14 protein-coding genes are annotated in these 14,260 nt (G+C 36.6%); 4 read left to right on the top strand and 10 right to left on the bottom strand.

Annotation, left to right across the window (positions count from 1 at the left end):
* From FZ940_RS09420 to FZ940_RS03300, 5 genes are all read right to left on the bottom strand, one after another.
* Positions 1-810: hypothetical protein (locus FZ940_RS09420; protein WP_187422128.1), on the bottom strand; the 810-nt coding region annotated here is incomplete at its 3' end.
* Complete coding sequence (locus FZ940_RS03315) at positions 807-1,271, bottom strand: SET domain-containing protein-lysine N-methyltransferase (RefSeq protein ID WP_148821467.1); 465 nt, start codon at positions 1,269-1,271, stop codon at positions 807-809. The genes FZ940_RS03315 and FZ940_RS09420, both read right to left, overlap by 4 nt.
* Positions 1,272-1,318: 47 nt before the next feature.
* The gene (locus FZ940_RS03310; protein ID WP_148821466.1) at positions 1,319-2,071 is read right to left on the bottom strand and encodes an amino acid ABC transporter substrate-binding protein; all 753 of its coding nucleotides are present in this window, start codon (positions 2,069-2,071) and stop codon (positions 1,319-1,321) included.
* Between the two features lie 9 nt (positions 2,072-2,080).
* Positions 2,081-2,212 (bottom strand): hypothetical protein, encoded by a 132-nt coding sequence (locus FZ940_RS03305; RefSeq protein ID WP_262367587.1) that lies wholly within the window; start codon positions 2,210-2,212, stop codon positions 2,081-2,083.
* A gap of 227 nt (positions 2,213-2,439) precedes the next feature.
* Positions 2,440-5,892 (bottom strand): acyl-[ACP]--phospholipid O-acyltransferase, encoded by a 3,453-nt coding sequence (locus FZ940_RS03300; RefSeq protein WP_148821465.1) that lies wholly within the window; start codon positions 5,890-5,892, stop codon positions 2,440-2,442.
* A gap of 168 nt (positions 5,893-6,060) precedes the next feature.
* Here FZ940_RS03300 and mnmG point away from each other — a divergent pair, with 168 nt between their 5' ends.
* From mnmG to FZ940_RS03280, 4 genes are all read left to right on the top strand, one after another.
* A complete protein-coding gene (gene mnmG / locus FZ940_RS03295) occupies positions 6,061-7,926 on the top strand; it encodes a tRNA uridine-5-carboxymethylaminomethyl(34) synthesis enzyme MnmG (protein ID WP_148821464.1) in 1,866 nt (621 codons plus the stop codon).
* 174 nt (positions 7,927-8,100) lie between these two features.
* Positions 8,101-8,604, top strand: coding sequence for a ubiquinol-cytochrome c reductase iron-sulfur subunit (petA, locus tag FZ940_RS03290; RefSeq protein WP_021091707.1), 504 nt, complete (start codon positions 8,101-8,103; stop codon positions 8,602-8,604).
* Between the two features lie 10 nt (positions 8,605-8,614).
* Entirely contained in the window at positions 8,615-9,859 is a 1,245-nt protein-coding gene (locus FZ940_RS03285) for a cytochrome b (RefSeq protein ID WP_084041924.1), read from the top strand.
* Positions 9,860-9,861: 2 nt separating this feature from the next.
* A complete protein-coding gene (locus FZ940_RS03280) occupies positions 9,862-10,905 on the top strand; it encodes a c-type cytochrome (protein ID WP_107812090.1) in 1,044 nt (347 codons plus the stop codon).
* A 99-nt stretch (positions 10,906-11,004) separates the two neighbouring features.
* On the opposite strand, the gene FZ940_RS03275 is transcribed toward FZ940_RS03280, so the two are convergent.
* From FZ940_RS03275 to FZ940_RS03250, 5 genes are all read right to left on the bottom strand, one after another.
* Positions 11,005-11,244 (bottom strand): hypothetical protein, encoded by a 240-nt coding sequence (locus tag FZ940_RS03275; protein WP_107793288.1) that lies wholly within the window; start codon positions 11,242-11,244, stop codon positions 11,005-11,007.
* A gap of 493 nt (positions 11,245-11,737) precedes the next feature.
* On the bottom strand, positions 11,738-11,998 hold the full coding sequence (locus FZ940_RS03265) for a MafI2 family immunity protein (RefSeq protein WP_148821463.1): 261 nt from the start codon (positions 11,996-11,998) through the stop codon (positions 11,738-11,740).
* Positions 11,999-12,059: 61 nt separating this feature from the next.
* The gene (locus tag FZ940_RS03260) at positions 12,060-12,596 is read right to left on the bottom strand and encodes a polymorphic toxin type 50 domain-containing protein (RefSeq protein WP_107793290.1); all 537 of its coding nucleotides are present in this window, start codon (positions 12,594-12,596) and stop codon (positions 12,060-12,062) included.
* A 261-nt stretch (positions 12,597-12,857) separates the two neighbouring features.
* Positions 12,858-13,145 carry a hypothetical protein gene (locus tag FZ940_RS03255; protein WP_148821462.1) on the bottom strand — a complete coding sequence of 96 codons (288 nt, stop codon included), beginning with the start codon at positions 13,143-13,145 and terminating at the stop codon, positions 12,858-12,860.
* Positions 13,146-13,189: 44 nt separating this feature from the next.
* The coding region (locus FZ940_RS03250; RefSeq protein ID WP_148821581.1) for an MBL fold metallo-hydrolase at positions 13,190-14,260 on the bottom strand (1,071 nt) is incomplete at its 5' end.

The following is a 14,260-nucleotide window of genomic DNA, read 5'->3' as shown; positions in this document are numbered from 1 at the left end:
CTGTATAGGGATATATCTGTATTCGTCTTTTTGATTTTGTAATATTATCGTATGAAAGCGACCATTGAAAAAATATAAATTATCATATTTTGAATTTACTGTTTTTATTTTTATTGGCGAACTATAGGTTTGATTTCTTTCAGCTAATGAATTTAGATTTAATAAACAATTTGAGTATTTTTCAAATTCTTTATCATTTAAGTTTTCTAATATAGCTACATTTGTTATGTTTCCACTATTATTTAGTATTTTAAGGCTGTCCATACTATCTTTTAGATTAAAATTTACAGCTATAAATTTTTTTGCTTCCATTATCAAGTTATTTTGTAAATTTAAAATAATAGATGGCAGATAAGAGCTATCGGTTTCTTTAACGAAGATATTGCGAATACAATTATAAAAATCTAGTTTATCTTGTTCAATCCTTGTGACGTCTTCTATATTATTTAGTGGCAAAACAAAACCTAGTTCATATGCTATACAAAATTGAAATAGTCTATAGTCAAACATTAAGTATGTTTTTAAGTCGCTGCCATCTAAAAAATCAGATATGTTAAATTTATCATTGATATTAAAATAATTATTTTTTAGTTCTTCTTTTAAAACTTCAGAATTGATAAGTCGGCTATCTAAAATTATAAATGAACTATATAGATTAAAAAGTTCATCCATGGTTTGTTTCCAATAAGGTGCTTTAATATTTTCATATTTTTTAAAATTTTCAATATTTATCTTTGTATCAAAAAACTTTATTAGCGTTTGTATATTGATTTCTATTGGCTGAATAATAGTGATTTTAAAACGTATCACAAAAAACCTTTTTCTTTATCACTAAGATATTCTTTTTTTAATGGCTCTTTATTGTAGTCTATAACAATTTCATCATTTTTATTTATTTGTTTTATGGTTTCTATGCGAATTGGGTTATATTTAATCTCTACATTTGGTATATTTGAATGATTTATATAACTATATTTTGTTCTAAAAGCTCTTACAAGCAAGGTATCATTGCTAAGCGCATTCCACTCCATAAATATATATTTTTGATATTTTCCTAAATTTATACTCTTTGCTATTTCATCATAGTGATTCCAGCTCATTACTTGTCCGTCTAAAAAACAAAGTATTGTGCCATTGTCTAAAATTCTGTCAGAAAAAAGACCAAAACCATGGATATTGCTTTTAGCAATATATGTAAATTTTATATTGTCTATTACTGTTTTATTTATAAAATCTATATCTTTAGTTGCATCTATATTTTTTTCGCTCAAAATTTATCCTAATTGCTTTAAAGCCAATAAAATTATTGGCTTTAAAATTATTTTGAAATATCTTTTCCAAAATATTTCATCGAAATTTCACTTATCTTGCCCTCGGCTTTTAGCTCATCAAGTGCTTTGTTTATCGCTTCTAGTAGCTCAGTATTGCCTTTTTTAATGATTGCAGCTGTTGGCATCGGCTCGTTGCTTGTGTATGCGATTTTTAGTGGTGCATTTGGGCGTTGTTTGATATAGTCATAAAAAGTGACGTTGTCATTTATCGTATCATCAGCTCTTTTTGAAATGATAAGCTCCACGCCTTTGCTAAAGCCATCAGCTACGACCACTGTTGCGCCGTTTTTCTCGGCTATCGCTGCCCAGTTGCTAGTCGCAGAGTGCACACTCTTTTTGCCTTTTAGATCAGCAAAACTTTTGATGTCGTTATTGTCTTTATGCACGACAATTACCGGATATGGCATAGTGTAAGGCACGCTCATACCATACTTTTTCTTTCTATCTTCGTTTATGCTAACTTGGTTAAAAACAACATCAGCTTTACCAGCGTCAAATGCAGCTAACATCGCATCCCAAGGAGCTGTTAGAAACTCAACTTTTAAATTTAGCTTTTGCGCTACTGCTCTTGCAATATCTACGTCATATCCTACTAGCTCGCCCTTTTCATCATAAAATGAGTAAGGTGAGTAAGTGCCTTCAGTTGCGACGGTAAGTTCGCCTTTTTTGATAGTTGAAGCATTTAAATTTAAAGCTAAAAAAGCACCTGCGATCAAGCCAAAAATGGGCTTAAAATTCATTGATTCTCCTTATTTAAAAATATCTTTGCCGAAGTATTTAAGCAAAATTTCGCTTAAAGCCCCTTCTTTGTTAAGCTTATTTAGGGCAAAATTTATCTTAATTAGCAGCTCTTTGTTACTTTTTTCTACGTTATAGCCCATTTATTCTCTATTCGTATGGCGTCATCTTTTATGATCTGCCAGTAAAATTTTATAAAGGTAGAATTTAGCAAACAATCACACGAATTGCACCAAATTTAAAAAGCAATAGAAATTTTTATACAAAACTCTTTGCAGAAAATTTTTAAGATTTATGCAAATGTTAGTCGCAACTGCGATCTAGGTAATATTTTGGCGTTATTTTATCACAAAAATAAAAGGGCGGCGCCTCACTCCGCTAAAAGTGAGACCGCTAGAGCTTTTACCCCCTTAAAATCAACCTTGCCGCTTGCAAGTGTTGGTATATCATCAACGATGAATATATAGCTTGGCATCATTATAGGAGCTAGGCTGCTCTCTTTTAAAATTTGCTCGATATTCTCAGGCTCTGTGCCACTTTTTACTAAAAGTGCGATCGCTTCGCCCTTTTTGCTATCTGGCACGTTTGCACTGCTAAAGACTACGTCTCCCCCAAGTACCTTTGCAAGCTCTTCTTCGACGCTTCCAAGGCTTATCATCTCGCCGCCTATCTTGGCAAATCTTGAGTATCTATCTACGATAAACACAAAGCCGTTTTCATCGATGTGGCCTTTGTCGCCAGTTTTATAGTATCTTACGCCGTCTATATGCGTGATGACCTCGCTTGTTTTAGTCTCGTCGTTTAGATAGCCCTTCATCACCTGCGATCCGCCTATCACGATGAGGCCGTCTGTGCCAGTTTCTAGCTCTTCAAGCGTCTCTGGGTCGATTATCTTGATGATAGTGCCAGGTAGAGGCATGCCAACGCTGCCAGGTCTATTAAATGTAAGCTCTTTTAGGCTCTCTTTTTCTAGGATATTTGGCATATTTACAGCAGCTACCGGCGCAGTTTCGGTCGCGCCATAACCTTCATAAATTTCTATGCCAAATTTGAGCCTAAACTCATCTTTTATCTCAGGTTTTAGCTTTTCAGCCCCAGCTACGACCATTCTGGCACTTTGAAACATCAGCGGATGAAGCTTTTTGTTTCTGGTGTAGAGCCTAAAGAACGTTGAGGTGCCAAAGATGATGCTAGCGCTGTGTCTTGCGGCCATTTTGCCAATAGTCGCTCCGTCTGTTGGGTCAGGCACGCTTACCATTTTTATGCCCTCGCAAAGCGGCATGAGCGTGGTGACTGTTAGGCCAAATGAGTGAAAAACAGGGAGTGAGTTTAAGATCACATCATCTTTTTTGAAATTTAGAAGTTCGCTTATTTGCTTAATGTTTGCAAGTAAATTTTTGTGGCTTAGCTCGATGCCTTTTGGCTCGCCTTCGCTGCCGCTACTAAATAAAATGGTAGCCGTATCTTTTAAACTTACACGCTTGAAATAGCAAAGCTTAATAAGCCAAGTTGGGGCAAAAAATGCCGTTAAAAGCGCTAAAAATTTCTCTTTTTTTGAGACGCTGGCCGAGAGATCTTCTGCAAATTTAGCCTTGCCGCTCATCGCATCTTTTAGATCAAAGCCCTTAAGTGCGAGCTTTTCAAGAAATTTGCTAGAGGTGATGACTGTATTTATATTTGCCTTTCTTAGGGCGTGATTTAGCGAGGTAACATTAAGCGTATAGTTTAAATTTACACTCACTTTGCCCATTGCAAGAAGTGCCATATTTACTATTGCTGCGATGCTTGAGCTAGGCAGTAAGATGCCTATATTTTTCTCATCTTTTAGTTCGCGTTTGAAAATTTTGATAAAGACTAAAACAGCTGTTATAAATTTCAAGTTGCTTAAATTTAGCCCAGTGCTATCGCTCACGCACTCTTTAAATTTATCCTCTTTTGCGTTATTTAGCCATTCGCTTGTTAGTGGTTTTTGCCTTGAGATAAAGCTCTCCCACGATGAAAAGCTAAGTTCAAGCACCTTTTGCTTCATCTTTGCAGCGTTTATAAATGTGGTTATTGGTTTGCCAAAGGCGACGATGATGTCGCGTCTGCCATTTTTAGAAGTGAGGTCTTTATAAAATTTACTAGCTCTTGAAAAGCTAGATCCCCAAAGGCCACGAAGGTAAAATGGCACGATGCAAATTTCTTCTAGATCTCTGATGATAAGCTCAAAGCCCTTTTGAAATTCATTTATCTGGCCGTTGTAGCTGATGTGACCCTCTGGGAAAAGTGCGACCACTTCGCCATTTTTTAGGCGCTCTCTAACTAACTCGATCGACTCTTTGCTAGCCCCTGCGCCTATTGGGATCACTTTAAAAAATTTAAAAATTTGCTTTAGATACCATTTGTTATAGATAGTTCTATACATGACAAATCTTATGCCCCTTGGGCTTGCAGCTTGCAGCACGAGCCAGTCGATCCAGCTGATGTGATTGCCAAGAAGTAATGCGCCGCCACTTTGTGGTAAATTTTGAAGTCCCTCAACAAAAAAGTGGTACTTTGTCTTTAAAAATGGCAATAAAAGTAGCCTTGTAAAAAGATGTGGAAGCTGTAAAATGGCGTAAAAACTGCCGATTAGGCAAACAAGCGCTGTAAAGACAAAAAGTCCAGTGGTTGATACTTCAAAATACACTAAGCCTATGCCAATGGCTAGAAATAGCAGCATTGAGACGTTTTGCAAGAAGTTGTTTGCCGCCATTATCTTGCCAGTGGTCTTTTGCGGGGCAAAGTACTGGATCATCGCATTTAGCGGCACTATAAAAATTCCACCAAAAAAGCCAAATGCAAATGAGCTAATGCTAACTACGCCGATGCTTGAGCCAAATGCGAAAAATAAAAGCGAGAAAAATATACCAATAGCGCCCATCGGCACGATGCCAAGCTCGATGTGAAGCTTTGACATAGAGCCAGCCACGTATGAGCCAAATGCGATGCCTATGGCGCTTGCTGCAAGGATCGCCTGCACCGCTAGCGAGCTGTCGTCGTTAAAAACGGCTTTGTAATGAGCCGGGAAAGCTGCGATGATGATCTGAGAAATTCCCCAAAATATACTAAGTCCAGCGATGCTTAGCCAGATATTTTTATCTGACCTTACTTCTTTTAAATTTTCTCTTAAATAGCTAAGGCGAATATATTTTTTAATATCAAAATTTTCGTTTGTTTCGTCTTTTTCATCGATGCAAGGTAACTTATAAGCAAAATATGCTTCAAGTGCGCTAAATACGACTAAAAAGATACCAATAGGATAGACGCTTTTTAAAATTTCTTCTGAATTTTCACCTTGGATGTATAAATTTTCAAATATAAATGAAAATAAAAATGAGCTAAAAAGTATCGCAACGATGGTGAGCGCTTGAATAATGCCATTTGCTGTGCCAAGGCGCTCAGGGCCGACTAGGGCTTTGATGATGCCATATTTTGCTGGTGAGTAGATCGCACTTTGAGCGGCTAGTATGAGCGTGAGCGCAAATGCCACGCCAAAAGCACCTGCAAGATAGCTAAAAAGCACCGCGACGCTGATAATAACGCCAAAAATGGCACAAATTCTTATGACTTTTATTTTTGCAAATTTATCATTTATAAAGCTTGAGGGCGAAAATAAAAAAATAAATGGTAGCAAGATCATTGCGTTTATGACGGCTGTTAAGATAAAAAGTATGTCGCCATCGTATGTTTTTAAAAGAACATTTTGTATGGTTATTTTGTGCGCTAGATCGACGCTTGCATTTAAAAATGCGATCGCAAGGTAGGGCAAAAAGCCAGCAACTTTTAATAAACTCATCATAGAAATACCTTTGTGATTTTAAAAATTTTGTAAATCTAACAGCAAAATATTTAAAATATTATTAATAAAAAACTCTACATTAAATTTGGTAATAAAAATTTTTAAAAAATTTAAATTTTATATGCTTTTGGATAAAATCACGCAATCAAAAAATAGGAAAAATTTATCATGAACTATGAAATAATCGTCATTGGCGGCGGACATGCAGGCATTGAGGCAAGTCTTGCGGCTGCTAGAATGGGCAAGCAAACTTTACTTATCACGATCTTAGCCGAGCAAATAGGCGCTGCAAGCTGTAATCCAGCCATTGGGGGCCTTGCGAAGGGACATCTTGTAAAAGAGATTGACGCGCTTGGTGGCCAAATGGGACTTACAACTGACGCTGTTGGTATCCAGTTTCGCGTGCTAAATGAGAGCAAAGGTCCAGCAGTACGTGGTAGCCGCGCTCAGATCGATATGGATAGATATAGAGTTTATATGAGAAATTTGCTTTTAAATACGCCAAATTTAGAAATTTCTCAAGAGATCGCCACTGAAATTTTAAGCGAAAATGGCGAGGTAACTGGCGTTAAAACCCACCTGAATAACATCTATAACGCAAAAAAGGTGATAATTACCACTGGTACATTTTTAAACGGGCTAATTCACGTTGGATTTAACAAACTAGAAGCTGGCCGCGTGGGCGAGCTAAGTGCAAAAGATCTTAGCGGCAGTCTAAGAGAGCTTGGGCTAAATTTAGGCAGGCTAAAGACTGGGACATGCCCAAGGATCGACGCGAAAACGATAAATTTTGAAATTTTAGAGAAGCAAGATGGCGACGCAAAGCCAGTTGCATTTAGCTTTAGAACTAAAAATTTCTCCCCAACGCAGCTACCATGCTACATCGCCTATACAAACGAAACCACACATGAGATAATCCGCTCAAATTTCGACAAAGCGCCACTTTTTACAGGTCAGATCGAGGGCATCGGACCAAGATATTGCCCTAGTATCGAAGATAAGATAAACCGCTTTGGCGACCGCGACAGACACCATCTTTTCATCGAGCCTCAAACACTTGAAGCTACAGAGTACTATATAAACGGCTTTTCGACTAGCTTGCCTTATGAAGTGCAAGTGCAGATGCTACGCTCCGTAAAAGGCTTTGAAAACGCAAAAATCGTAAGGCATGGATACGCTATCGAATACGATTACGTCGAGCCAACACAGCTAAGACATAGTTTGGAGACTAAAAAAGTAAAAGGTCTTTATCTGGCTGGGCAGATAAACGGCACTACTGGATACGAGGAGGCTGGCGCTCAGGGGCTAATGGCTGGCATAAATGCAGCGCTTTCACTTGATAATAAAGAGCCACTTGTCTTGCGCCGCGATGAGGCGTATATCGGTGTTTTGATCGATGATCTTGTCACAAAAGGGACAAAAGAGCCATATAGGATGTTTACGAGTAGGGCGGAGTATCGCTTGCTTTTGCGTGAGGAAAATGCCATTTTAAGGCTTGGCGGATATGGCCATGAGCTTGGACTTATTGATGACGAGACTTTTAATGAAATTGAAGCTATCAGGCAAAATTTAAAAGATGGACTTGCTTACCTAAACAATACTCAAATTACACCGAGCAAGCAAAATTTAGAGCTTTTAGCTAGCCTTGATGAAGAGCCAATAAGCCAAAATGTGAGCCTTCAAAAGATTGTCGCACGCAAGAGCTTTACAGCTGAGAAACTAAGAAAGCTTGATCAGAAATTTGCAAATTTAGATGATGCGAGTGTGGATCAAATTTTAACCGAGTGTAAATATCAGCACTACATAAATGAGCAAAAAAATCAAATAGAAAAAATGAAAGATATGATGGATGTAAAAATTCCTAAAAATTTTGACTTTAGAAGTGTGAGTGGTCTTAGTAATGAAGTGGTCGAAAAGCTTGAGAAATTTGCACCGCCGACGCTCTTTGCTGCGAGTGAAATCTCAGGTATCACGCCAGCTGCGATTGATATCTTACATATTTATATAAAGATGAATGAGAAAAGGCTTGGCTGATTTTGATTTTTGGTTTAGTTCAAAAAGCCATAAAGCTTAAAATTTTTATCTTAAAATCAAGATTTACGTTTAAGTTAAAATTAACATTATTTTTGCAGATTATATTTAGAAATTATACTTTTTTAATTTTTTGAGAGTATAATCGTTAATAATTTATTTATAGAAAGGAATTTAATGTCAGTAAAGCAAGAAAGACGTAGCTTTATCGGCCTTGCGTTTGGTGCTGTGGCAGCTGTCGGCGGCGCTATGTCACTAGTGGCTGTTAAAAAGACTTGGGATCCGCTTCCAAGTGTAAAAGCTGCTGGTTTCACAACAGTTGATCTAAGTCCGATCAAAGATGGAGAAATGAGGCAGGTTGAGTGGCGTAAAAAGCCTATTTTCATCCTTAAAAAAAGTCCTGATATGGCTAAAAATGACAAAAGAGATGTTGTCGTAGGGGATGCTAGATATGTAGTTCTTATCGGACTTTGCACGCATCTTGGCTGTATACCTGAGTATAAAGCAAGTAAACAAATGTTTGTATGTGCCTGTCATGGCGGCGAATTTAATGCCGACGGAATGCAAACATACGGACCTCCTCCAAGACCACTTGATATACCACCATTTAAGATCGATGGAACCAAGCTAGTTCTAGGCGAAACAAGCCCAGAATACGAAAAATTAGTAGCAAAAGCTTAGGAGGATAGCAATGTCTTTAGCTCATAAATCAACTGGCGTTATTGACTGGCTTGATCAACGCCTAGCTTTTACAAAACTTATGAAGGTTCTAGTTAGCGAATACTGGATTCCAAAAAATATAAATTTCCTTTGGGCAATGGGCGTTATTTTAACAACGCTTTTTATGCTCTTAATCGTTACTGGTTTTTTACTTTTAATGTATTACAAACCAGATGTAAATTTAGCATTTGATAGCGTAAATTATACTATCATGCAAGAGGTCGAGTATGGCTGGCTTTGGCGTCATATTCACGCAGTTTCAGCTTCTACGATATTTCTTATTATGTATATTCACTTGCTTACTGGACTTTACTATGGTTCATACAAAAGAGGCAGAGAGGTCATTTGGATAAGTGGTATGGTGTTGTTTATCTGTTTTTCAGCAGAGGCATTTAGTGGTTATATGCTCCCATGGGGACAGATGAGCTATTGGGCGGCAACTGTTATCACTCAGCTTTTTGGCGGTGTGCCAGTTATTGGTGATGCTTTAGTTGAGTGGATTAGAGGCGATTACGCAGTTGGCGACTCAACACTTACTAGATTTTTTATGCTTCATGTTTGTTTATTGCCACTTGTAACAATAGCTGTTTTGGTTATTCACTTCTACTCTTTAAGAGTTCCACACGTTAATAACCTAACAAGCGAAGATATAGACTTTGAAGTAGAGGCACAAGAGTATCTACACGGCGATAGAGCAAAATCTAAAGTTATACCATTTTGGCCAGGATTTTTGGCAAAAGACTTTATGTATGTATCATTCTTTATGATATTTGTCATCTATCTTGTTTGCTATCACTTCAATTTTGCAATGGATCCTATCAACTTTGAGCCAGCAAATCCACTAAAAACCCCACCACATATCTACCCAGAGTGGTATTTCTTGTGGCAATATGAAATTTTACGTGGCTTCTTCTTTGATATAGCTGGAATTTCTGCTTATAATATCGGTCTTATCGCATTTGCATTTGCGGGTGTTGCATTTATGCTTATACCTCTTCTTGATAGAAGCGACCTTGTAGCTCCAGCTCACAAAAGACCACTATTTTTTATATGGTTTTGGGTCTTAGTTGTCGATCTTATCGTTTTATCTATATATGGCAAGCTCCCAACAGGTGGTTATAATGACTGGATAGGATTTTATTCATCATTGCTATTCTTGTTCTTATTTATAATTGCGTTGCCAGTTATAACAATACTTGAAAGAAAAAGGGGCTAATCATGAAAGAGCTTAAAATTTTTGCCATTGTTGTTATTCTTTCAGGTGTTTTATATTGGGGTATCGAGCCTTATGCTCATACAAAACTTCATCCTCATACTGCAAATGCCGAGTATAACTTCTCAAAAGAAGATACTGACTATGCAAAGCACTTTTTAGAGCAAAAAAAGGCAGCTCTTGAGACTGCTAAGGCTAGCGGAAATAAGGCAAGTATAGACGCGGCTACAAAAGATGTAGAAGTAGCACAAAAAATTCTTGATGACTATACAGCATTTTGGAATGACATTAACTCTATCGACCTTACAAAAGGTGACGCTACAAAGGGTGCTGACACTTTTGTAGCAGCAGGATGTACAGGATGTCACGGTATAGAAGCAGCAGGTATGCCAGCTGGTATGGATGCTGAGACAGCTAGTCAAAGCTTTGGTGTAGTGCCACCAGATCTTAGTACCGCTGGTAAAATTTATGACGATAAATTCTTGGCCGCACTTATTAAAAATCCAACTATGGCTTTAAAGCTAACTCATAAATTTAACGATGAGCATCCATTTCCGATGACTGCATTTATGGGTACTGGTGGCGATATAAATGCTGAAACTGCTGATATAGTAGCTTATTTGAAAAAGGTATCTGCTGATTATGAAAAGGCAAATAATAAGATCACTGAAGAAAAGGTTTTCGCTGATGCATGTCAAAGATGTCATGATATAAAATATGACAAAAAATATGCATTTAGCAACAAAGTAAGCCTTTCAACTTATATGGGCTCAAACCCGCCTGATCTATCTATGATGATTCGTTCAAAAGGCGATGAGTATTTACATAAATTTATAAATGATACTCAAAAGATGCTACCAGGTACCGCAATGCCAAGAGTTGGTTTAAATAAAGCCGCTGAAGACGACGTGGTAGCTTATATCCAAAAAGTAGGTGACAAGAAGAAGGCTGAGCGCGAGAGCACAGGGCTTTATGTCATGATCTACTTCTTTATATTAGGAATTTTTGCTTGGCTTTGGAAACGCAAAGTTTGGAGCGAACTACACTAAAATTTAAGAGCCTCTTTGGCTCTTAAATTCTATCTGGTAAATTTACATATATAAATAGGTATGTGAATTCTTTTTTAAATTTATTCTTTTTTACAAATTTTAAAATTCCATTCGCTCGCAAGAATTGACTACTGATTTTTGTATGTTTGCATTTACATTTTTGGCTGTTAGGATAGGATGATAAAAGGCATTATTTAAACCGTTTATAGCATCTACTGGATGTAAGATAATATTTCCTAAATCAGCAAGTCCTTCAAGTCCGCCTACTACAAATCCACCTAGGCCATACACGGTTGATTTTGTATAATCTAATATGCCGGGGTTTGTTTTAATATACAAATTATCTTTGTAAAAATCTGAATTTTCATATGCCTTTGAAGCATAGATATACCTATACTCGTATTGCTTCTTATTAGGATTAAAGGCATTCGTATTATCTAGGCTCGTATTATAAAAGCTACTTTGTTTTATGAAATTCTTTGCTAGTTCTATATCGTAAAGATCATTTGAGCTTAGACTTCGTCTATATGCTTCATTAAATGATTTATCCGTTAAAGATACCGCTACTTTTGCTAGGATAGATTTTGCTTCATCATCGCTATAAATTTTTATTTGTTGTAGTTTGAAGCTTTGATTTAAAGCTTGCTATGTTATTTTTATTGTTTATAAAGTCTATCTCTCTTTGATGAAGCTGCCTATTATAAGTATCTGCGCTTGTGGTTATTTTATACCCTGCGTTTGCTCCTTTATCTGCATTAGTGTTATTTAAATTTGGAGAAACTCTACAACCAGTTACAATAAAAATGATAAGTGCTAAGATAAATTTATGAATTTAGTCATTTTCTAATCCTTGTCCTTTATATGCCAAAAAATAATTTTGCGGCACAGAAAATAAATTTGGATAATCAATTCTTATTGCTTTTTCATCAATCAAGTATTCATTAAAATCTGCAATAATTAAACTAGAAATATATCCTACATTATCCAAATCATCATCTGTAATATCTCCATTATATATAAATAATAATTTTATTATGTCGTTTTCCAATGTTACATAAACAAACAGCACGCATATTTTGTGTAGTCTCGCCATTTAATGCTCTCTTTGTGGATGATAAAATTTTAGTAATTATTTCATTCATACAAATCCCTTATCAATTTGGATTACTAGGAACAATATGGGCACCATTTTTACCATAATGAACTATTCCTTTTGTGGTAGACAATTTGTTACCATTTTCATCTATATAATAACCAATTACTTTTCCAAAATCTATTCTTTCTTTTGAACCAGCCAATCCGATTTCTACACTATTCACCTTTTGACCTGTTCCAAATTTTGGCAAAAGATTTTCTACATCTTCTGTTAAAATACTTCTTGTTACGCCATTTTGATTGGCTGTTTTATATTCATTGGTTCCTTGTATGTGTTTATTTATATCTATCTTAACACTCTTACCCTCAGCAACAATTATTCCGTCATTGCCATTAGAATTTAGATTATTATTTGTTGTTTTATCTGCCGTTGTACCTTTTTTACTTAAATTTACATTCGATAACTTATTACCTACCTTTATGGCTGCTTTACCAGCTGCTCCAAGAGAACCTATATTTTCACCTAGTGCGTGATAATTTTTATAATTTATAGAGCTTTGATCACCTAAGACACTATCTACAAAATTTTCAGCCATAAATTCTAGGTCTCACAAAGCTTGACACTAAAATCAGAGCCGAAATTACTCGTTCATGAAATTCTAAAAATTGCTGGAATTTTGTGCATTGATAGTGTCATACGCGCTTAGTGTGCAAGAAAAGAAAAGACGGCAAATGTGAAGATGAAAACAGCCTCTAAACGAGTAAATTTGATTTTTTAAGCAAATTTACTCAGCAAAAAACCACATAAATTTACGCAAAACAGCCAAATTTAGCTAGCGTAAAATCACACTAAACGGCTAAATTTCCTTGGCGATCTTGCTCATTTTATTGAGCAGTTTTTCACGTTCATTTGGCTTTAGGTTGCCGTATTGAAGCTTTGTTATCATCTGCATGAAGTCAAATTGTTTAAACATTTGTGCATCTCTTTTTAACTCTTTTTCTAGCTTTTTATAAATTTTTTCAGTCTCTTTATTTGCTTTTTCTAAATTTTGTAAAAAGCTTCCAGTTGCGCTCATATCAAGGTCGTTTTTTACAGCTTTATCGATGACATTTTTTAGATTTGCTAAATTTTCAGAAATTTTCATCAGCATTTCCTTTTGGATTTTAAAATTTAGAGCAAATTTTATTCCTAAATTTTCTCCCACCACTTTTTTCTAGGCGGATTTTGGGTAGTGAAAACTTCTCCGATCATCGGCGTTGCGTAGTTTAGCTCAAGTTTTGTCGCTGCCTTTTCAAAACGCTTGATCGGCTCATCCCAAGCGTGATAAGATAGATCAAATTTGCCCCAGTGCATCGGCATACCAAGCTTAGCACCAAGATCTTTTAGTGCTTGCGCCGACTCCTCTGGCTTCATATGCACGTAAGGCCAGCCATCGCCGTAAGCGCCATTTTCTATAAAAACTAGATCAAAGGCACCAAATTTCTCATTTATCATCTTAAAATGCTTGCCGTATCCGCCATCTCCGCTAAAATAAAAGCTAAAGCCAGCCTCTTCAATCGCCCAGCCACCCCAAAGCGTCGTGTTTCTTTTAAATGTGCGCCCACTAAAGTGCCTTGAAGGACAAAACGTGAAGTTTAAATTTCCTATTTTTTGATCACCAAACCAGTCAAACTCATAAATTTTGTCTTTATCAACGCCCCATTTTACAAGGTGAGCTTTTACACCAAGCGGCACTAGAAACTTGCAAATTCTATCTTTTAGCTCAAGTATTGTTTTGTAATCAAGATGATCGTAGTGATCGTGCGAGATGAGGGCGATGTCGATCACATCTGGGTAGTCACTAGCGGTGATAGCATACTCGTAGGTAAAGGGCTTACCGCCAATTGGTAGTGGAAATGCTCGGTGCAAAACTGGGTCAGTGATGATAGTTTTGTCATCAAGCTTGCAGATGAGGCTAACGTGCCCAAGCCAGATAAACTCGCCGTTTTTCAAGGCATTTGCGTCAAATTTTAAATTTGGTAAAGGCTTAGTTGGTAGCTTACCTTTTGGTGGAAAAAGTGCTTGGCGGACGAAATTTAGCATAGATGCTTGCGGATTATTTTTTACCATATCAATCGTTGGCTCTAAATTTATAAAAACTTTGCCGTTAAAATTTGGCGAAGCCTTTATCAGCTTTTGGCTTTTAATATCTGGCACGCCACCAAAAACTGGGGCAAATCTCATAAATACAAAAACTGCAACAATAAGTAAAAGTATAAC

The organism is Campylobacter concisus, assembly GCF_902460415.1.
Classification (GTDB): Bacteria; Campylobacterota; Campylobacteria; order Campylobacterales; family Campylobacteraceae; genus Campylobacter_A; species Campylobacter_A concisus_Y.
The sequence above is the reverse complement of the archived record's forward strand: the minus strand, read 5'-3'. Positions and strand labels throughout refer to the sequence as shown.

Excerpts from the sequence above, each read along its gene's own strand:
- FZ940_RS03300 (WP_148821465.1), bottom strand. The coding sequence starts at position 5,892 with ATGATGAGTTTATTAAAAGTTGCTGGCTTTTTGCCCTACCTTGCGATC.
- FZ940_RS03260 (WP_107793290.1), bottom strand. The coding sequence starts at position 12,596 with ATGGCTGAAAATTTTGTAGATAGTGTCTTAGGTGATCAAAGCTCTATA.
- FZ940_RS03310 (WP_148821466.1), bottom strand. The coding sequence starts at position 2,071 with ATGAATTTTAAGCCCATTTTTGGCTTGATCGCAGGTGCTTTTTTAGCT.
- petA (WP_021091707.1), top strand. The coding sequence starts at position 8,101 with ATGTCAGTAAAGCAAGAAAGACGTAGCTTTATCGGCCTTGCGTTTGGT.
- FZ940_RS03285 (WP_084041924.1), top strand. The coding sequence starts at position 8,615 with ATGTCTTTAGCTCATAAATCAACTGGCGTTATTGACTGGCTTGATCAA.
- FZ940_RS03280 (WP_107812090.1), top strand. The coding sequence starts at position 9,862 with ATGAAAGAGCTTAAAATTTTTGCCATTGTTGTTATTCTTTCAGGTGTT.
- FZ940_RS03255 (WP_148821462.1), bottom strand. The coding sequence starts at position 13,145 with ATGAAAATTTCTGAAAATTTAGCAAATCTAAAAAATGTCATCGATAAA.
- FZ940_RS03305 (WP_262367587.1), bottom strand. The coding sequence starts at position 2,212 with ATGGGCTATAACGTAGAAAAAAGTAACAAAGAGCTGCTAATTAAGATA.
- FZ940_RS03265 (WP_148821463.1), bottom strand. The coding sequence starts at position 11,998 with ATGGCGAGACTACACAAAATATGCGTGCTGTTTGTTTATGTAACATTG.
- mnmG (WP_148821464.1), top strand. The coding sequence starts at position 6,061 with ATGAACTATGAAATAATCGTCATTGGCGGCGGACATGCAGGCATTGAG.